The sequence below is a fragment of the Levilactobacillus enshiensis genome, from assembly GCF_007115095.1.
GTDB lineage: Bacteria > Bacillota > Bacilli > Lactobacillales > Lactobacillaceae > Levilactobacillus > Levilactobacillus enshiensis.
The window spans coordinates 68,017-87,328 of the sequence record NZ_SULH01000008.1 but is presented as its reverse complement, the minus strand read 5'-3'; the positions used below and the strand labels follow the sequence as shown (position 1 = coordinate 87,328).

Below are 19,312 nucleotides of genomic sequence, written 5' to 3'. Positions count from 1 at the left end.
TACTAGCAGGAGTCGAATTGAGAAAGCAGCGTAGGCTGGTTTAGAAAACGAGGAATAAAAATATGTTTGTAGATCAAGTTAAAATTAGCGTTAAGGCCGGTAACGGTGGTGACGGAATGGTTGCCTTCCGGCGTGAAAAATTCGTGCCCAATGGTGGCCCAGCTGGTGGTGACGGTGGCCGCGGTGGGAACATCGTTTTTGCCGTTGATGAAGGCTTACGGACGTTGATGGACTTCCGGTATCAACGGAAGTTTAAGGCCAAGCACGGTGGCAATGGGGGCATCAAGCAGATGACCGGCCGTGGTGCTGAGGACACGATTATTCACGTGCCCCAAGGAACGACGATTATCAATGCCGAGACAGAACAAGTCATGGGCGACCTCGTAGCACCCGATGATTCCGTCATCATTGCGCATGGTGGCCGTGGTGGTCGTGGTAATATTCACTTTGCATCACCAAAGAACCCCGCTCCAGAAATTGCGGAAAACGGGGAGCCAGGACAAGAATTTGAAATTCGTCTGGAATTAAAAGTGTTGGCCGATGTTGGTCTAGTGGGCTTCCCATCTGTTGGTAAGTCAACGTTACTGGCGACGGTTACTAGTGCCAAGCCAAAAATTGCGGAATACCACTTTACCACGTTAGTCCCTAACTTAGGGATGGTGCGGTTACCAGATGGTCGTGACTTTGTGATGGCTGACTTACCTGGATTGATCGAGGGGGCCGCTACTGGTGTCGGATTGGGTTTCCAATTCTTACGGCACGTTGAACGGACCCGGGTCATCCTCCATTTGATCGATATGAGTGGGCTGGAAGGCCGTGATCCGTACGAAGATTTTGAAAAAATCAATCAAGAATTGATGACGTACGATCCAGATATTCTCAAACGGCCCCAAATTGTGGTGGCAAACAAGATGGACATGCCGGATTCAGCGGATAACCTAGCTAAATTCAGGGAAGACTTGAAACAAGATGAGTTATTGGCTCAGGCACCAGAGATTTATGCGGTGTCCGCGTTGACACATGAAGGCTTGACGCCCTTACTGCAACGGACAGCTGACATGTTGGCTGAAACGCCACAGTTCCCAGTCAAGCAACCAGAGGTGGCAACGAAGGCTGAGTATGACTTTACGCCAGAACCTGAATTTACCATTACGCAGGATGCGAATGGTACTTGGGTCTTGGGTGGTGAAAAGCTCTTGAAGCTGTTTAAGATGACTGACATCAACCACGATGAAAGTCTACTACGGTTCACACGCCAGATGCGTGGCATGGGCATTGACAATAGCCTACGGGACCATGGCGCCAAGAACGGTGACCTGGTTCAAATCGATGATTTCACCTTCGAGTACATGGCTTAATGTGCCGTTTAGGGTATTAAAAAAGACGTTTCCAGTTGGTAAACTTGGAAACGTCTTTTTATACGCCTACGGAATCATGATGGTTGTATTTGGGCAATCCCTAGAGATCCAAATTGAGCCACCCAGTAGGCTTTACGACTTGCTTCTGCTTAGCGTAAGCACCGGCAAACGCAATCTTAACGCTGCTGAAGCTAGGCTTGGTCTTTTCACTGGCTAGGCCGGTAGCGAAGGTGGCCAACTTGCCCTTAGCGGGGATCGTCTTCCCGGCGCTGGCATCACTCAACTGGTTAGAGGCGTTCAGCTGCTGACTGGCTGATAAACGGATGGCTTTGATACCGTCGGTGGTTAAACTCTGTTTTCCACGGTTATAAATGGTAAACTTAACTTGAATTGTGTAATAAGGGCTGTCGAGCTGGGCTAAGTTTAGTGCCTGTGCTGCCATGCGTTTAGCGGCGGCGGTTTCGGCCGTATTTTTAATCACGCGCACCGTAGTGACCTTATAGGTTAGTTGGCCACTGCGAATAGTGGTCTGCGGATGGGTGACTTGGTTTAAGGTGAGCTTAGTGCCGACTTTGTCATAGGTGTATTGGCCGCTACGGGTCAGATTGCCGGATTTGACGTAACTGGCACTTTTGGTCTGCGCGGTATCTGGGTGATACGTCTGGGCTTCCTTGGAGGAAGAGGCGGCCGTAACCGCAGCATCTGGGTCGGCTGCTTGGTAGTGGCTGGACTGACTACTACTATCCTTAAAACTAGCCGTACTCTTCTGTGCACCGGATTGACAGCCAGTGAGGCCGAAGGCGAGTAAACTTAATCCTAGGACTAATGAAATTTTAAATAATCGCATGAAAAACACTCCTTTTAACCGAGTAAAATTTTGTGAGGAACTAGTCGGTAACCATATAACCGTAAGGGTTCGGGGTCAGTAGCCATAAACAGATTAGTTTGAGGATCTACCTGCTGGCAGCGCGTGCGAAATTGATCCAACGTGAGCGCCGGCCCAGTACCTGACAGTAAGCGTAATTGGTTGGTGCTAGCCACGACCTGCAGATCCGTAATGGGGATGGTCGTGGTGCTCTCCCAGTAGAGTTTTAGTGCGGGATGTAGATCAATCGTCGAAAGGTTAAAATCAATAAGTCGCATGTTGAAGCCTCCCTCGTCACCTCGATTATACCGAACTTTGTCGCGGAACCCTAATGATATTCACACGGGGGTTGGCGAAGATGCTAGTTGCGGTTTGCACGAAAATCCCCTAAAATAGTGGACGGACTCTAATTATAGAATAGGAACGAAAAAATATGGAAATTGAATTTTTAGGAACGGGCGCCGGTTCACCAGGAAAGTTTCGAAATGTGACCAGTACTGCGTTACGCTTGCTAGATGAACGTAACTCGGTTTGGTTATTCGATGTTGGTGAGGCCACGCAGCATCAAATCTTGCGGACAACTTTGAAGCCCCGTAAGATCGACAAAATCTTCATTACACACTTGCACGGTGACCATATTTTTGGCTTACCTGGGTTATTGAGCAGTCGGTCATTTCAAGGGGGCAACGCGCCACTGACCATTTATGGACCTAAGGGAATTCGGGATTTCGTTGAAGTGAGTTTACGCGTCTCCGAAACTAAGTTGTCCTACAAGATTCATTACCAAGAACTGACAAACGATGGGTTGATCTTTGAGGACCCTAAGTTTCGGGTCTACGCCCAGCATCTGGATCACCGCATCACGTGTTTTGGCTATCGTATCGTGGAGAAGGATCACCCCGGCGAATTGCAGGTTGAAAAGTTACGGGCCGCCCAGATTCCATCCGGCCCAGTCTATGGTCAGCTGAAGGCTGGTCAGACCGTGACCTTACCGGATGGCCGGGTCATTAATGGTCAGGACTTCTTGGGCCCTGCACAAAAAGGCCGCGTGGTTGCTATCTTAGGTGATACCCGGCAGACGCCAAATGCGTCGCGGTTGACGCAAGACGCCGATGTCTTGGTTCACGAAAGTACGTTTGCGAAGGGTGAAAGTAAGTTAGCCCGGTCGTACTATCACTCCACTAACATTCAGGCAGCCGAACTGGCAAAGCGCACACACGTTAAGATGCTGTTGCTGAACCATATTTCAGCACGGTATACGGGTAAGATGGCTGTTGAACTGCAGCAACAAGCACGTGAGGTCTTCAAGAATACCCGCGTGGTGAAGGACTTTGATCTCGTCACGATTCCGTTTCAAAAAATGATTCCAGAGGATGCGAAGTAGCATGAAAAATCAATGGCGTATTGTGGTTACCCTGTTATTAGTCATCGTGGTGGCAGTCTTTGCCATCCTAAACGTGGAAAGCGTGCCAGTTTCGTTTGGCTTTACGACGGTCCGCTGGCCGTTGATCTTACTGTTACTGGTCTCCATCTTAATTGGGGCCGTGCTCATGATCTTATTTTCAACGATCACGACCTTTCGGCACAATCAGGCCTATAAGGAATTGGAAAAAACCAGCGATGAGCAATTGCGGAAACGCAATGCAGAAATCGAGCGGTTAACGAAACGACTACAGAATTCGAATACGAAACAAGAAGTCGGTCAGCAGGCAAAACGGATTCAAGAACTGGAAGCACAGGTCACTGAGCTCCAAAGTAAGTTAACAGCTAAATAGAAGTAGAACTAGAAGAGTGGCGCGTGACGTACCGCTCTTCAATCATTTTAGAGAGGATGGTTTGCTGGTGATTGCTGCACAATATCAATGGAACATTAAAAACGTTGACCAGCCGTCAGCGGATGCCCAACAGGTGGCCCAGGCGGTCGGAATTTCTCCGATTGTGGCGCAAATCTTGTGGAATCGGGGCATTCGGACGGAAGCAGATGTGACGGCCTTCTTGAATCCCGGGCCCGAACAGTTACACGACCCCAGTCTGTTACATGATATGGCCAAGGGGGTGGCACGAATCGAGGAAGCCATCGGGGCTGACCAGCAGATAACAATCTATGGCGACTATGATGCTGATGGTGTGACCAGCACGTCCATTTTATATGAAACGCTGAATGAGATGGGGGCTAAGGTCAATTACTACATCCCGAATCGGTTTAGTGACGGGTACGGGCCAAACGTGGCTGCTTTTCAGAAGTTGATTGCGGCTGGTACCCAACTATTTGTGACCGTAGACAATGGGGTGTCGGGAAATGCGGCCATTGCCGCTGCGAATGAAGCGGGCGTGGACGTCGTCGTTACGGATCACCACGAATTACCGCAAGAATTGCCCGCTGCGTACGCCATTATCCATCCCCGATATCCAGGAGCCGAATATCCCTTTGGGGGCTTGTCGGGCGCAGGAGTGGCATTTAAAGTTGCCCAGGCTTTACGTGAGGAAATTCCCCAAGATGTTTTGGATCTTGCCGCCATTGGAACGGTTGCCGATCTGGTACCGCTGGTCGATGAGAATCGGGTATTGGTCTACTTTGGCTTGCAACTGTTGAAGCAAGACGAACGGCCAGGGTTACGTTCGCTGATGGCGGGCGCTGGCATCAAACCGGAGGAACTTACCGAACAGTCGATTGGGTTTGGAATTGCGCCACGGTTAAATGCACTGGGTCGACTAGATGATGCGAGTCCGGCCGTTGAGTTGCTGACGACCGTGGATGACAGTCGGGCGTCTGAGCTGGCCCAACAGACGGAGCAAAAGAATCGCCAACGTCAAGAGCTGGTGCAACAGATCAGTACGGCCGCGTTGGCTCAGGCAACGGATGACCAGCATAAGAATCGGCCGACCTTGATTATTAGTGGTCAGAATTGGCACGAAGGCGTGTTGGGAATCGTAGCCAGCAAGCTCGTGGAAGCAACTGGAAAGCCAACCTTGGTCTTGAATGTGAATGCAGATGGTCGAGCCAAGGGGTCCGGTCGAAGTGTGGATGCGTTTAACCTCTTTACGGCTTTAGATGGCCACAGAGACCTGATGACGGCTTTTGGCGGCCATCACATGGCTGTGGGGCTAACGGCGCCAGCGGACCAATTAGAGGCCTTAGCAACGGCTCTGGATCAGGAAGCAGCCGCCCAGAAATTGACGGAGAGTGGTCCCAGTGAGTTGCCAGTGGCAGCTTCACTTAAGGTGGGGGCGGTCACGCCGAAGCTTTATCAGGAATTGGCTAAGTTGGCACCGTTTGGGACGGATAACGTGCAACCGCTGTTTGCTTTTGAAACTGCCACGTTGGCTCAGGTGAAAACCATCGGTCAGGATCACAGTCACTTGAAATTCCAGTTGCAAGAGGATGGTGCCAGTTTAAACGCCATTCAGTTTGGCGCCGGCAAGTTTGCGCCGCAATTGATGGCAGCGCCAGAACAAGCGGCCATATTGGGTGCCATTGAAGATAATGTTTGGCAGGGACGGCATTCGTTACAGCTGATGGTCAAGGACCTACGGCTGACGGAAGAGCCCGTCACGGATGCCAGAACGATGCAACTGCATCAAGCGATGTTCAAGCAACCCGGAACGTACGTCTTTTTCCATCAAAAAATCTATCAGCAGTTAGTTCGGCAACTACCGGTAACGGCAAAGACGGTCGTTTACGATGGGTCAGCCTTAGCACCGTTGGACACCGAGACGCCACTGTTTATCGTGGATTGCCCGGATACGACCGGCGATTTGACCGCCGTTTTACAGCAGTTGCAACCGCAAAAAGTAACGGCTTATCTCTATAAGAAAGAAAGTCTTTCGCAATTAGGGATGCCAACTCGCGCGCAATATGCTAAACTGTTTAAGTTCGTTGCTACACATCAACAAGTCGATGTGGGACACCAGCTGACGCAACTCGCAACCTTTTTGCAAATTCCACGGACGCAATTAGTCTTCATGATCCAGGTCTTCTTCGAGTGTGGTTTTATTACCATCGCGCATGGGATGATGAACGGTGTGGCGAACCCGGCGCATAAGGAGCTTTCTGCAGCACCGAGTTACCAATTACGACAACAGCAGATGCGGACGGAACAGGAACTCTTATTCTGCTCGTCTGCAGAGTTGATCCAGCGTCTGCATGCCCCATTGAACTAATATAAAGGAGCTACTTAAACTTATGGCAACTGATTTTACGAAATACATTGCAAGCGTTCCTGACTATCCCGAAAAGGGCATCATGTTCAGAGACATTTCCCCATTGATGGCTGACGGCCAAGCCTTTCATGCTGCTACCGACGAAATCGTCAAGTATGCTAAGGGCATGGGTGTTGAAATGGTTGTGGGACCAGAAGCACGGGGCTTCATCGTTGGCTGCCCAGTTGCTTATGACATGGGAATTGGGTTCGCCCCAGCCCGGAAGCAGGGAAAGCTCCCTCGCGAAACGGTCAAGGCGACCTACGACTTAGAGTACGGCACGTCCGCGCTGTACATGCACAAGGATGCCATCAAACCAGGCCAAAAAGTCTTGGTCACTGATGACTTACTGGCAACTGGTGGGACCATTGGTGCTACGATTCAGTTGGTCGAAGACTTGGGCGGTATCGTTGTCGGAACAGCCTTTCTGATTGAATTGAGCGACTTACACGGCCGCGACAAGCTGAAGGGTTACGACATCTTTAGTTTGATGAAATACTAAAAAAATAAGCGACTGTTCTCTTTGTTCCGGTAAACGGATGGGAGACAGTCGCTTTTTGAGTGGTGTGGTTAGGGAAAATATTAAAAATTATCGTTTTGATGGCTGATTTTGCCGGGAAATTGGCTATTCTGCAATTAGTCCACGTCGTTGAATTATTAGGCCAGAGAGGGTCAGGGCGACCGCAAACAAAGCGAGTAGCCAAATGACTGGCGTCCAGGAGTGGGTAAATTGTTGGAGATAGCCGAAGAGGATGGGCCCCACCGCAGCTAGCAGGTAGCCGGCTGATTGGGCCATGCCGGAAATAGCGGCAGTTTGGTACGGGTTCGTCGTCTTTTCCGTGAAGAAGAGGATGGCGAGATTGAAGGCGACCCCGGATCCCAGCCCGGTAATGAGACACATGATGGTTAGAAAGACTAATGAGTGTGTGGGCAGGATAAAGGTCAGTGGGGCAATAACGTAACCGAGGGTCATGATGGCTAAGAGAATGCTGACACCATGTTTTTTACTGAAGAGGTAGGGCACCATAAAGGATAGTGGCAGTCCGCTAAGTTGGAGTAAGGTGAGTAGGTTACTAGCGCTTAGCGTTGAGACACCGTGAGTCGCTAAAATGCTAGGTAGCCAAGTAATGATGGCATAATACACGAGTGATTGTAGGCCAAAGAAAAGGGTGATCAGCCAGCCTAGGGGTTGATGCCAAACACTCTGGTAGTGGGGAACCTGCGCCTTTTGTGCGGCAGTTAAACCAGCTTGCCGTTTGGCCTTTAAATTGGGAAGCCACGTCAGCAGAGCCAGAACACTCAAAACGGAAAGAATGCTCATGGTGGCGCCGAGACTGATGTGCGAGATCAGGAGTCCGGACAAGGCGGTTCCAATCGCACCAATGAGTAACATGGATAGCGTGTATAGACTGGTACCGAGCCGTAGATTGGTTGCCATGTGGTCCTTGATAAGTGCGGGCACGAGAACGTTTCCACTGTCAATCCCAATGCCGATGAGAAAGGTCCCAACGAATAAGGCGGGGACGGTGGGGATAATTCGTAGGTAACTCCCAATAATTAGGAGGAAGAAGAGCAGAAACACCGTTAATTCGTTTCCCCAACGTTGGGCTAGCCGGACGATGATTGGTGAGAAGACGGCAAAGGTGATGAGTGGAATCGACGTGAGCAGGCCGGCCATAGAGCTAGGTAGCGCAAACGTCTTTTCAATGTGGGTCAGTAGTGGGGGGATGATGGTGATGGGCAACCGCAAGTTTGCGGCAATCATCATCATACTAAAGAGAAACCACTGACGATGAGGCTGTGTATCATTCAAAAGAAAGTCCTCCTAAAAAAGTCAATACTCCATTATAAGCTGGTTAGGCTGGCTTTGAAAAGAGCAGTCCACGAAAAAACAGAGTGACCGGGATCACTCTGTTTCCGACAATTAAGCTGTAGCTGGTTTCGGGGGGGATAAATCAAGTTAAATGAGATGCATGTGGTCGAGGCGGTGAGGATGAGGGCCCTCACCGAGGATGGTCGACCGACAATAGAATAATCCGTAGTGGTGGCGGGCGGCCCCAGCGAACGGGGTCGTCAGGGACGGACAGTGTGAATCTGAAAAAAGAGAGCGGTACCGGTGACATTAGTCATGTTCATGGCAACATCTCCATAATTATTAACTAATTATATTGATTAGTTAATAACTGAATTATGCCTGAACTTAGACGGATGTGCAATGAATATGCCTATGACTAAAAAAGCCGACAACTTGCTGAGCTGTCGGCCAGGTGAGCCATTATTGATTCTTACGTGAGAGATAATAGCTGTAGAGTGCAATAACTAGGGCGACCGTAATGATGACCAGCAAAATGATGCGCAAAGTAACGACCTTCCTTCACGATAAAAAATAAGTTGATCTTAGCAAAGAGTTAGGGGCGACGACCGAGGTAGTGAAAATCAGGGTCCCGGCCATTCTTGTAACAGGCAAATGATTTAGCCAACTCGTTGTGAAAGATGACCAGTATGGCTGGCGTTGCCCAAGTTGAAGCCGCCCAAAAGACGGTGTCATCGGGCTCACGATTGTCATTGGGATAACGATAGTATCCTCGTTGGTCGTCCCAAATGGTACCTTGCGTGTTTAACCAGTCTTCAGCTAAGCCAGCTTGAACGACTGCAATGACGTCTTGATTGTCGTGGATAAGGGCGGCTAATGTCTCCCAGTCAAGCTGCCAGTCATGGCGCTTGGGTGTCTGCTGGCGAGTGCCTAGGGGGGTATGCCGCAATGCAATTGGGGTGAGATCAATAAAATCCATGTGTATCTGACCTTCTTTAGGATTATACTAAGATTAGTGTAACCGATTACAGAATAAGCTTGCAACTATCTTAGTGACTCTCAGCCAAATCACTGAATTTGAAACTAACAAACGGTGATTTCGTAGGTCGAATAGAGAATCGAAGGAACAATTAAACCGACAATAGATGCCAAATAGCAACGACGCATAAAATTTTGAAACTGCCTAATTATTATAGTATTCATAAGAAATAAACATTTTTGTAATGGCTTTGTCTTATTAAGAGTTTACACTGGGGCTAAGTTAAAACAGAAAGGAGTTTTACACATGAGCGATCTTTTTATCAGTTACCAGTCTAACGACCCGCTAGCTCGTTCGTTTCAGGTTCAACTCCAGAAATGGGCGCAGCAAGAATGGGAGTTTCCAACGATCAGTTTTCATGAACAGCAGCCACCAGTTAAGTTTAACGGTCGACAGTCGGGACGACTCCGCCGAGAAGTCCATCGGGAAATCAAACAGTCGCACCAACTGTTAATCATCATTAGTCGGGGAACATGGCAATCAGAATGGACGGATTGGGAAATTTTAATGGCCAGAAAAGAGGACAAACAAGTTTTAGCGGCCAAGTTGGATAGTACAAACATGATGCCACTGGCGTTGATGGACAGTCAGCCCATTTGGATTGACCCCTTTCGACCGGAAGATTTGGTGCAACGGATTATTTAATTTATTCAACCACTTGCATTTATAGTCATTATTGGTAAAATATATAGAGTAATGACTTGGAGAGTTGGCAGAGTGGTAATGCAACGGACTCGAAATCCGTCGAACCGGCTAATACCGGCGCGCAGGTTCAAATCCTGTACTCTCCTTAAATTGAAGAACTTTATCTTTCCAAAACGTCGTCAACCGTTGAGTTGGCGGCGTTTTTGTTTTGCTGAGGACGCTTTAAATTGGTGTAAAACGATAATTCGGTGCACTTTTTGGTGCACTTTTACGAAAATAACGCTAAAATTACTTATTTGGAGAAAATAAAGTGCACCATTTGGGTGTGAAAAGTGGTGTCAATCCCTTTGATACCAAGGGATTACCAGAGTGCACCAAAAGCACATTTTAGCCGATTTTTATCGAGTTGATGAGAAAACAATTCGGCGTGACGAACGGAAGGAGATTGATGATCTCTCAATCATGATGTTTGGCATTGATGCTTTAAATGACATATCCAAAACGCGCCGAATGAGTGTCCACAAATAGCCGAATAAAAGGATTACTATAGTAACATTGAGATAAATTAAATTTGATTGCGTATTGCGGTGGCGGAATAGGTAGACGCAACTGGATTTAGGGATAAGAGGCTTTGATGGTTCCTATGTTCGGTCTGAAAACTGTAAGGTGCAAATCCTTACCCGCGATGTTGCTGTGATTAAATCACGGTAAAGAGTAATGTCAAGTTGAGAAGGCCCAAAACAGGCTAGAAATACCACGACGGTGAGAATTAAGTCTTGGCACTATCTGTATGGCTGTAGTCGGTATGCGGAAGGTTCGAATCCTTTCAGTCATATTATGTTTAGTCTTTGAGACTGGACGTTACAATAATTAATATATATCTCCTTCAGACTGACCCTAGCAGTAATGCTGGGGTTTTGTTATGCTTAAAATATAATATGTTTGATAATTGGAGGAGATAGTATGTCAAATTTAGTTCAGCGTCAAAAGCAAATTGCATTTTATGAACTTCAACAAGGAAAGCACAAGTTTGATTTGAAAAGTAAAATAGACCATATTTTTCAGCTATTCGTTAAGAAAAGTTATGACGACATTGATGAATTGACGATTGAAGATGTGCGGTATTATATTTCAGCAATCCAAAAAATCCCCATGAATAAGCTTATTAATTATGGAGAAGATACAGTAGATTATTATTGCTTCGCAATTAATATTGCAAAGGTTGACTCCGCCCAGCAGATTAAATACGGAGACTTATCAAAAGTGGTTAGCGATAGAGAAGAAGTCGTGGATTTGTCGGATGATGATGTGGATATGAATCAAGTTGGTCCACTAGTTGATTCACAGTTTATAGTTGACCCATTCTATTCTGTGGTAGCGGCCGGGAGAACCTCTGGAGGGGTCAATTTGTGGGCGTTAAAGAAGTTCTCACAACAGATATTTGATACACAAGGATTAAGGTTAGCATTTATTCCTGATAAAAAGGGGATAAAGGATTTAGACGATATGACAATTATTACAGCTGTTGACTACAAAGTATCTAAGACTGAGGATGCGAATGATCAGAAAGACGATGCTAGGTCAGAAATGGGAGATATAGCTCTTGCGAATGAGCTGGAAGCAGATGAGTTTGAAGTTAGAATGAAGTCTGTTAGTCTAAATAAAGAGAAGACAAAAAGCAGAATTAAGCGTTTTGTGGACTCTAAACTTGGGGTGGATGAGTTTGATGACGTGAAGTCAATTAAAGTCGAAGGAATCAAAAACGGCCAAGAAGTACTTTTTGATTTGATTACGAATAAATTGAACTATAGAGGTTACATTGAGTTTGATGCAGCTGTGGGAATGACGATTCGTGATAACTTTAATTACTTAGCTAAGGCTTTTGCAAGTGAAGTTGAATTCATCCAGAAAACAATAGCATTGAAGGTGTACGAGGATGATGATAAAGGCACGGATTCGTAGAAATAAATTTTCTATTTTAATTTTCGTAGTAACATTTTGCGCAATACTGATTTTAAAAGTGTCACCAAGTAAGATGCCAAACTATCAGGATTCTATTTCAAATGTAGTTTCCTTCTCTAGTTTGGCTACGGCCATATTCATGGCAGCACTAGCATTTGTCCCAAAATTGAGTGCGGGTTGGTTACGTAAGCTGGGTACTGATAGGAAGTTTTTGGAGAGAATAATTATTGCAACTTTTCTATACTTTATTACATCTGTACTGGCAATCATTATAATTAGCGTTTTCCCAGATATGGCAAAGTCGTACATAAGTATAATGAGCGTTGCACTTATGTTTGGCTGCTTGTCAGCAGCAATTAGTGAGAGTATATATATTTTCAAAATTATTTTCGTTACCAATTAATTTTTCATTGAAGGAGGCCTGCAAAATGCAGAAACTAACAGTAAAACAGCAGAAGTTTGCTGACGAATATATTATTAGCGGTAATGCAACGCAGGCCGCTGAACTAGCAGGTTATGCGAAACGAAGCGCCCATTCAATAGGAGCTGAGAACCTGCAAAAACCTGCAATTGCTACTTATATCGAATCGCGTCGTAAAGAGATATCCGATGGCAAGATTGCCGACCGGTAGGAGATTCTGGAGTATCTTACTGCTACAATGCGTGGCGAAGAGACGGAATCGGTTGTTACGGCCAAGGGAATCTACATTGATGTGGAAGTTGGTGCTAAGGATCGGGTTAAAGCGGCTGAACTTCTCGGTAAGCGTCTAGCTATGTGGACGGAGAAACGCGACGTAACCGCAACAGTCGGTCCCATGCAAATCACCGACGACATCCCCGCTGGGAGTGATGAAGATGGCTAGAATCAGCCTTGCTAATTCGATGGCACCGAGCTTCTACCAGCTGCACCAAGACATCAAGCACCGTCAACATTCGAATTATTGGTTATCAGGAGGACGTGGGTCAACCAAGTCCTCCTTTATTTCGCTCGAAATTGTGTTGGGTGTCATGAAGGACCCGGACGCCAATGCAGTAGTCATGCGACGGTACGCTTCTAACCTACGTGAGTCAGTCTACGACCAATACCTTTGGGCAATTGATACTCTGGGCGTCTCTCATCTGTGGTCAGACTCAGTGAGCCCTATGCAGCTAACTTACATCCCCACCGGGCAGCAGATACGGTTCAAGGGGGCCGATAAGCCGGAGAAAATTAAGTCACAGAAGTTCCGGCACGGTTACACGAAGTTTAAGCACTTTGAAGAAGTGGCCGACTTCAAGGGATTCAAAGAAATCCGGAATATTAACCAGTCACTTAACCGGGGTGGCTCCGATATCGTGACTTTTTACAGCTACAACCCGCCAGCTTCAGTCAATTCATGGGTCAACCAGGCTAGAGAAGAAGAGGGACACCGTGAGGACACTTTGGTACACGAAAGTGATTACTTGTCAGTACCAAGAAGCTGGCTTAGCAAGGAATTTTTAGCCGATGCTGAACAGCTCAAAAAGGACAATCCGAAGGCCTACGCTCACGAATATCTGGGTGAGGTTACTGGGACGGGTGCCGAGGTCTTCAACAACTTAACTATCCGAGAAATTACAGACGAAGAGATTTCACATTTTGATAAAATCTATCACGGCATGGACTTTGGGTTTGCCCATGATCCATTAGCCTACGGGGATGTGTACTGGGATTCAGCACGTCGCCGTATTTTTCTGTTTAATGAAATTTATCAAGTCGGTATGACTAACCGAGAGGCAGTGGAAGCTATCAAGAAGCTTAATCCGATGAATGAGGTTATCACCGCTGACTCTGCTGAACCACGGACTATCGCTGAGTTCCGGGACTATGGATTGAACGTTGTTGGTGCTCGCAAGGGACCTGGTAGCCGTGAACATGGCTTCAAGTGGCTGCAAGACTTACGAGAGATTGTGATTGACCCTGTGCGGTGTCCAAACACAGCTCGCGAGTTTACCAGCTATGAGTTGGCCCGTGACCCTAACGGCAACTTCAAAGCTGGCTACCCTGATGGCAACGATCACTCAATTGATAAGACTAGATATGAACTCGAATCACTTATGAAGAAGGGAGGTTTCAGACCTTGGAAGTAGAGACAATGAAGAAGCTACTAAAGAACACCGACGGCCGGCGAGTTAAGTTTGCCAATCAGTTCGACAAGTCCCTTCACTATTACTTTAATAAGAACGACATCACTAATCGTAACAACGGCGAGTCTAAGTTGAATGAAGCTGGCAAAGACGAGCCGTTACGACGGGCCGATAATCGCGTATCGAGCAACTTTCACCAACTATTAGTGGACCAGGAGGCTGGTTATGTGGCTACTGTGCCACCAACTATTGATGTGGAGAATGACACGCTCAACGATGAGATTAAAGACACACTAGGAGACAACTTCAATCTCCGTCTTAACCAAATGGTAGTGGATGCCTCCAACGCCGGAGTAGCTTGGTTGCACTACTGGATTGATGAAAGTGACCAGTTCCGTTATGGTATCGTGCCGCCTGATCAAGTAGTGCCAATCTACTCCAGCGATTTAGACCGCAAGCTATTGGCCCTACGACGCAGTTACAAGCAACTTGACCCCAAGACAGGTAAGTACTTTAAGGTTCATGAATATTGGACCGACAAGGACGTGACCGTGTTTAAGTCCGAAGCCAATGACTACAGCGACCTGTCTCTGTATGATGATCGCTTCACTCTCTATGATGTGACGAGTGGGGATGAGACTGGCACCGGTGCTGTATTGACTCATAGCATGGGTCGGATTCCCTTTATCGCTTTCCCTAAAAACAAGTATCAACGTCCAGAATTGCTGAAGTATAAAGGTCTGATTGACGTTTACGACAATGTGTACAACGGCTTTGTGAACGATGTTGATGACATCCAACAAGTTATCCTAGTGCTTACTAACTACGGTGGTGAGTCACTCTCTGACTTCATGAAAGCACTCAAAGAAGACCATGCTATTAAGATGGACAGTGTAGGTACCGGTGATAAGTCAGGCGTTGATAAGCTGACCATTGATATTCCTGTGGAAGCCCGCAATGCGCTGCTGGAAGTCACCAAGTCAGACCTATTTGTTGAAGCACAAGGGATTGACCCCGTGGACTTCAAAGAGATTGGCAATGCTTCAGGGACGGCGATTCGAGCGCTCTATGGTCATTTAGAGTTGAAGGCGTCTATTACTGAATCATACTTTAGAGACGCTCTCACGGAGTTAGTCCGGGCCATTCTAACGTGGCTTAAAGTATCTGATGCTGATAGTCGGAAGATTAATCAGACTTGGACACGAACGGCTATCCAGAACGACTTGGAACAAGCACAGATTGTGGCACAGCTTGCTCAATACACTAGTGACGAAGCCATTGCCAAGGCTAATCCGATTGTGGATGATCCACAGCAGGAACTCCAAGACCGGCAAGACGATATCGTTAAGCATGATGGCTACGATAATCCCGACGCTCTCGATAATGTAGGCGGTGAGGACGATGACGAAGCTTAGTTACTGGGAACGGCGCCACCTTCAAACTAAAGCCAAAGAAATTAAGAATGCTGAGGCCTATGAAAAGGCGCTTCAACCAGAGCTTAATGGCTTATACCGTGAGCTACATGCTGAGATGGAAAAGTGGTACGTCCGGTATGCCAACACCAAGGGTATCGACAAAGAAGAAGCCAAGAAAGCTATGGCTGGTATTAACACCAAGCATTGGCAACTCACTCTCAAGCAATTTGAGGAACGAGCCAAGTCTGGTGGATACCAAGACCAGCTGGATGCCGAGTATTTCCGCAGCCGAGTTGCTCGATTACAAGACTTGGAACAACAATTGCGACAACTAACGCAGTCGTTTGCCAATCATCGTACCGAGGTTATGCGTGAGGCGTTAGCTGACCAGTATGACGACACATACATGCGGACCACCTACAACATTCAAGCTCAAAAGGGTGCCTTTACCGCGAATTTCGCTCACTTTAACGAGGCACAGTTATTGATAGCTACTTCTCAACCATGGGGGGAAGATGGCAAGGACTTCTCTAAGCGAATCTGGAAGGACTACCAACAAGAACTTCCGAGTTACCTAATGGACACTGTTCTTCGTGGTACGGTGTTTGGCTGGAGCCCACAGAAGGTCACTCAAATGTTTCATGCTCGTTTTCAGGATGTTAAGCGAAATGATATTCATCGATTAGTGGTTTCTGAAATGGGACATGTTGCTGAAGAAGCAGCTTTTCAGAGTTACGAAGAAAACGAAATTGAACAATATGAGTATATGGCTACGCTCGAAAGCCATACCTGTGACACTTGTGGGCGCTTAGATGGTCAGATATTCAGAACGGATAAGCGAATTGTTGGTATCAACTACCCACTGATTCATGCGCGGTGTCGCTGTACGACGGTTCCTTATATTAAAGACTTACCCGGTGTTACTGAACGTTGGTCACGGGACCCTGAGACTGGCAAAGACAAGATGATCAAGGACATTAAGTTCAACGAATGGAAGCGGATGGTCATTCGTGAACGTGAAATGGCTTCCAGCTCTGGTGAATATGGGGCTAACCTGAATTATGTTCGCAGTCAAGCCTTTGCAGATAAACTAAAGCGAAGCCCTAGAACGGCAGCCATAAGCGATTCAGTGGCAACAGTTGCTAGACATATGCTTCAACATCGTAATGGGACACCGTTTGAAGATTACTACTTGCTAGATGGTGAGACTGGAAGAACAATTGCTGTGTCTAACCAAGCAAGAAAAACTAAAGGTGTTGTGTACAACGGCCAAGTCAAACAGGCTTTCAAGGATGGACGAAATGGACAATATGTTTCCATTCACAACCATCCATCGGGTTTTCCGCCATCGCTAAGTGATATTGCCACTTTATCGTTGAAATCAAAGGAAGGCACAGTTGGTTTAGGATTAACGATTGGATACGATGGGAGCGTTTATTGGTATACGAAACCAGGAATAAAGATGCCTGTTAATGCTAATACTAGGTACAACAATTTGGTTAAAAAGAATATCAAATTAGGGTATAATGAAACCAAGAGTCAAGAGATAGCTTTAACTGAATTCTCTGATAAATATAAATTCAAATTTGGAAAGGTAGGGGATTGAACATGATTAGTGAGGATAGAAAACGATGGATACTAGATATGCATCATAAAACTAAATTAACTGATTTTCCTAGCTTTGAATTTGAAGATGACAGTGGCAAATATCCTAAGTGGATTGATGAGTTGAGTGCTGAGGAATTAGATTGGTATTCAGATTATGTTGATTCAATGACTGAAGCAGAATATATAAATAGTTTAGCTAAGTAGCCTAGCACCCGACAAAATGTTGAGTGCTATTTTTATACCCATTTTGTCCCCAGCATGACGTAAAACTGCTTTTTGTTTTACCTTGATTTGTGGTCGCACCACGTAAATCTAGCGAGAGAGGATGTTTGAAATGAAACGAGAAGCACTAGAAGGAATTGGGTTGAACGAGGACCAGATTAAGTCAGTATTGTCGTTGAACGGGGCTGATATCAATAATGCTAAAGCACAGTCAAGTAGTGATATTGATTCACTTAAGCAAGAGACAGAATCATTGAAGGCCCAGATTGCCGACCGTGATAAGGACATCAAGTCACTCAAGAAGGACGCTGGTGACAATGAAGGCTTATCTAAGCAGTTAACCGACCTTCAGGATAAATACAAGACTGACACCGAGACTCTAACCAATCAGCTAAGCCAAACCAAGTTGAATGGCGCGCTGACCACAGCGCTGACTGGTGCCAAGGTTCGTAACCCTAAGGCTGTGGAAGGATTACTTGATATGGATAAGGTCAAACTCACTGATGAAGGCAAGCTGGAAGGGTTAGACGACCAGCTCGGTACACTTCGTAAGTCTGACGGATATTTGTTTGATGAAGGGTCTAAAGGTGGCTATGAACCTAAGGGTGGCAATGGTTCTGACGATAATAACCAAGTTCAAACTTTAGTTGATGCATTTAAATAAAAGGAAGAAGGAATAATTTATGGCAACAGTTAACTACGCTGACGCTTATCAACAAGCGGTTCAGCAAGCATTTTACGATGGGCATTTATTCTCAGCCAATCTGTGGAACTCTCCATCTAACAGTGTTGTCAAATTCGATGGCGCTAAGCATATCAAGGTACCAGTTTTAAGTATTGATGAAGGGCGTCGGGACCGTGCACGACGGACGATTACTCAACCTAATGCAAATTACTCTAACGCCTGGCAATCTTATGAATTGAAGAACGAACGGTACTGGAGTACGTTGGTTGACCCATCTGATGTTGATGAATCCAATATGGTTATCTCTATCGCCAATATCACCAAGCAATTCAACCTTGACGAAAAGATGCCGAAAGCTGTTGGTGACCAGTTTGCGAGTGTCGGGGAAGAACCAATCTTCTATCACGTCAAAGAAGTTAACACGGACCTGACTGCACTGTTGGTAGCTGATGAGACCGGCACCCGGCCAAATGGCTACCAAGGCCAGATTCTCCCAGTTACGCCGAATGACGCGTTGAGTTGGGCTGAGATTACTTCGGTGGCTGTGCCAGCTAAGGATGATGAGACTGATGATCACTTACGGGACCGGATTCTCTCTCCGGACGCCTACAACGCGTATGGCGGGAACATTGCGGACTATCTCGACATGCTTAGTAAGATTGAGTCTGTGGGTGCCGGTCAGATTTACCCAACTTGGCGTGGTGGTAGCACGGTCAAGCTAGTCATTGTGGATAATGATTTGCGTGCTGCGAGCCCGGAATTGTTGAGTCAGGTCAAAGAGGCTATCGACCCGGTAGACGCTGAAGAACAGGGTTACGGCCTAGTGACAATCGGTCATGCAGTTACGGTGGTTGCTCCCACAGAGGTAAAGATTGCAATTGAAACGACTGTGTCAACGGCAACGATTACAACGTTGGCGGCAGTTAAGCCACAAATTTTAGCTGGAATTGAGTCCTATTTCGACCTACGCCGAAAAGCTTGGGACGATGTGAATCAGAAGACTGGGCGGGGCTATTCTTTGACGGTTTACCGACGACGATTTGAAAAGCCTTGAAGCTGCGTCTTGGAAGCTAGTAGTAAATAGCAATGCAACAACTTTTTATCGTTTGGTCAACGGAATTTTGTATCTTAGTGGATATGCTGATATTGGTGGAAACTATGGCAATGTAGATAGCGCTCTTAAAGTTGCAGATTTACCAGCAGAACTGCAGGGTAAAAACTGGATTGTAAAATCTAACATGATAAAAGGACTTACCAGTGGTGACTATGCATTGTCGGCTAGTCTTGATTTAAGTAATTCACAAATTATCGTACGTGGGTCTGCACCTAACGGGTGGACAACAGAGGGAATTGTTATTTTTAATTGCACGTACACACAAGGTTAAGGAGAAAAA

At 46.5% G+C, this 19,312-nt stretch carries 19 protein-coding genes, 1 tRNA gene and 1 pseudogene; 17 read left to right on the top strand and 4 right to left on the bottom strand.

Translation table 11 applies throughout. The features are described 5' to 3' along the window. Window positions 1–62: 62 nt before the first annotated feature. Entirely contained in the window at window positions 63–1,358 is a 1,296-nt protein-coding gene (gene obgE / locus FAY32_RS09460; RefSeq protein ID WP_143463196.1) for a GTPase ObgE, read from the top strand. 100 nt (window positions 1,359–1,458) lie between these two features. Here the strand turns inward: obgE and FAY32_RS09455 are convergent, their stop codons facing one another. After that, window positions 1,459–2,205 carry a hypothetical protein gene (locus FAY32_RS09455; protein ID WP_143463195.1) on the bottom strand — a complete coding sequence of 249 codons (747 nt, stop codon included), beginning with the start codon at window positions 2,203–2,205 and terminating at the stop codon, window positions 1,459–1,461. 14 nt (window positions 2,206–2,219) lie between these two features. After that, window positions 2,220–2,501: a hypothetical protein gene (locus tag FAY32_RS09450; RefSeq protein WP_143463194.1), complete on the bottom strand. Its 282-nt coding sequence runs from the start codon at window positions 2,499–2,501 to the stop codon at window positions 2,220–2,222. Between the two features lie 155 nt (window positions 2,502–2,656). Between FAY32_RS09450 and rnz the strand changes: the two genes are divergently transcribed. The 4 genes from rnz (at window position 2,657) to FAY32_RS09430 (ending at window position 6,925) form a co-directional block, all read left to right on the top strand. Then, the gene (rnz, locus tag FAY32_RS09445; protein WP_143463193.1) at window positions 2,657–3,607 is read left to right on the top strand and encodes a ribonuclease Z; all 951 of its coding nucleotides are present in this window, start codon (window positions 2,657–2,659) and stop codon (window positions 3,605–3,607) included. 1 nt (window position 3,608) lies between these two features. Further along, window positions 3,609–3,998 carry a lipopolysaccharide assembly protein LapA domain-containing protein gene (locus tag FAY32_RS09440; protein ID WP_143463192.1) on the top strand — a complete coding sequence of 130 codons (390 nt, stop codon included), beginning with the start codon at window positions 3,609–3,611 and terminating at the stop codon, window positions 3,996–3,998. Window positions 3,999–4,065: 67 nt separating this feature from the next. Then, window positions 4,066–6,384, top strand: coding sequence for a single-stranded-DNA-specific exonuclease RecJ (gene recJ / locus FAY32_RS09435; protein ID WP_143463191.1), 2,319 nt, complete (start codon window positions 4,066–4,068; stop codon window positions 6,382–6,384). Window positions 6,385–6,406: 22 nt separating this feature from the next. Then, window positions 6,407–6,925: an adenine phosphoribosyltransferase gene (locus FAY32_RS09430; RefSeq protein WP_143463190.1), complete on the top strand. Its 519-nt coding sequence runs from the start codon at window positions 6,407–6,409 to the stop codon at window positions 6,923–6,925. A 123-nt stretch (window positions 6,926–7,048) separates the two neighbouring features. Here the strand turns inward: FAY32_RS09430 and FAY32_RS09425 are convergent, their stop codons facing one another. Next, entirely contained in the window at window positions 7,049–8,236 is a 1,188-nt protein-coding gene (locus tag FAY32_RS09425; RefSeq protein ID WP_225428327.1) for an MFS transporter, read from the bottom strand. Window positions 8,237–8,831: 595 nt separating this feature from the next. Next, window positions 8,832–9,215 carry a hypothetical protein gene (locus tag FAY32_RS09420; RefSeq protein ID WP_143463189.1) on the bottom strand — a complete coding sequence of 128 codons (384 nt, stop codon included), beginning with the start codon at window positions 9,213–9,215 and terminating at the stop codon, window positions 8,832–8,834. 306 nt (window positions 9,216–9,521) lie between these two features. On the opposite strand from FAY32_RS09420, the gene FAY32_RS09415 reads away from it, so the two are divergent. The 12 genes and pseudogenes from FAY32_RS09415 (at window position 9,522) to FAY32_RS09360 (ending at window position 19,303) form a co-directional block, all read left to right on the top strand. Beyond that, the gene (locus tag FAY32_RS09415) at window positions 9,522–9,920 is read left to right on the top strand and encodes a TIR domain-containing protein (RefSeq protein ID WP_143463188.1); all 399 of its coding nucleotides are present in this window, start codon (window positions 9,522–9,524) and stop codon (window positions 9,918–9,920) included. Window positions 9,921–9,978: 58 nt separating this feature from the next. Continuing rightward, window positions 9,979–10,066 (top strand) — tRNA-Ser (locus FAY32_RS09410). An 817-nt stretch (window positions 10,067–10,883) separates the two neighbouring features. Further along, window positions 10,884–11,882 carry a hypothetical protein gene (locus FAY32_RS09405; protein ID WP_143463187.1) on the top strand — a complete coding sequence of 333 codons (999 nt, stop codon included), beginning with the start codon at window positions 10,884–10,886 and terminating at the stop codon, window positions 11,880–11,882. Continuing rightward, window positions 11,857–12,285, top strand: coding sequence for a hypothetical protein (locus FAY32_RS09400; protein WP_143463186.1), 429 nt, complete (start codon window positions 11,857–11,859; stop codon window positions 12,283–12,285). Before FAY32_RS09405 ends, FAY32_RS09400 begins: the two co-directional genes overlap by 26 nt. A gap of 25 nt (window positions 12,286–12,310) precedes the next feature. Then, window positions 12,311–12,745: pseudogene (locus FAY32_RS09395) on the top strand (terminase small subunit). Next, a complete protein-coding gene (locus FAY32_RS09390; protein WP_143463185.1) occupies window positions 12,738–13,991 on the top strand; it encodes a PBSX family phage terminase large subunit in 1,254 nt (417 codons plus the stop codon). The pseudogene FAY32_RS09395 and the gene FAY32_RS09390 overlap by 8 nt, the downstream one beginning before the upstream one ends. Beyond that, window positions 13,982–15,403, top strand: a complete 1,422-nt coding sequence (locus FAY32_RS09385) for a phage portal protein (RefSeq protein ID WP_143463184.1) — start codon at window positions 13,982–13,984, stop codon at window positions 15,401–15,403. The genes FAY32_RS09390 and FAY32_RS09385 overlap by 10 nt, the downstream gene beginning before the upstream one ends. Next, a complete protein-coding gene (locus FAY32_RS09380) occupies window positions 15,390–17,009 on the top strand; it encodes a minor capsid protein (RefSeq protein ID WP_143463183.1) in 1,620 nt (539 codons plus the stop codon). The genes FAY32_RS09385 and FAY32_RS09380 overlap by 14 nt, the downstream gene beginning before the upstream one ends. Window positions 17,010–17,011: 2 nt before the next feature. Then, window positions 17,012–17,215 (top strand): hypothetical protein, encoded by a 204-nt coding sequence (locus FAY32_RS09375; protein WP_143463182.1) that lies wholly within the window; start codon window positions 17,012–17,014, stop codon window positions 17,213–17,215. Window positions 17,216–17,345: 130 nt separating this feature from the next. Further along, window positions 17,346–17,897 carry a phage scaffolding protein gene (locus FAY32_RS09370; RefSeq protein ID WP_143463181.1) on the top strand — a complete coding sequence of 184 codons (552 nt, stop codon included), beginning with the start codon at window positions 17,346–17,348 and terminating at the stop codon, window positions 17,895–17,897. A 19-nt stretch (window positions 17,898–17,916) separates the two neighbouring features. Next, window positions 17,917–18,972 (top strand): baseplate J/gp47 family protein, encoded by a 1,056-nt coding sequence (locus FAY32_RS09365; protein WP_143463180.1) that lies wholly within the window; start codon window positions 17,917–17,919, stop codon window positions 18,970–18,972. Continuing rightward, window positions 18,959–19,303: a hypothetical protein gene (locus tag FAY32_RS09360; protein WP_143463179.1), complete on the top strand. Its 345-nt coding sequence runs from the start codon at window positions 18,959–18,961 to the stop codon at window positions 19,301–19,303. The genes FAY32_RS09365 and FAY32_RS09360 overlap by 14 nt, the downstream gene beginning before the upstream one ends. The last annotated feature ends 9 nt before the right edge of the window (window positions 19,304–19,312 follow it).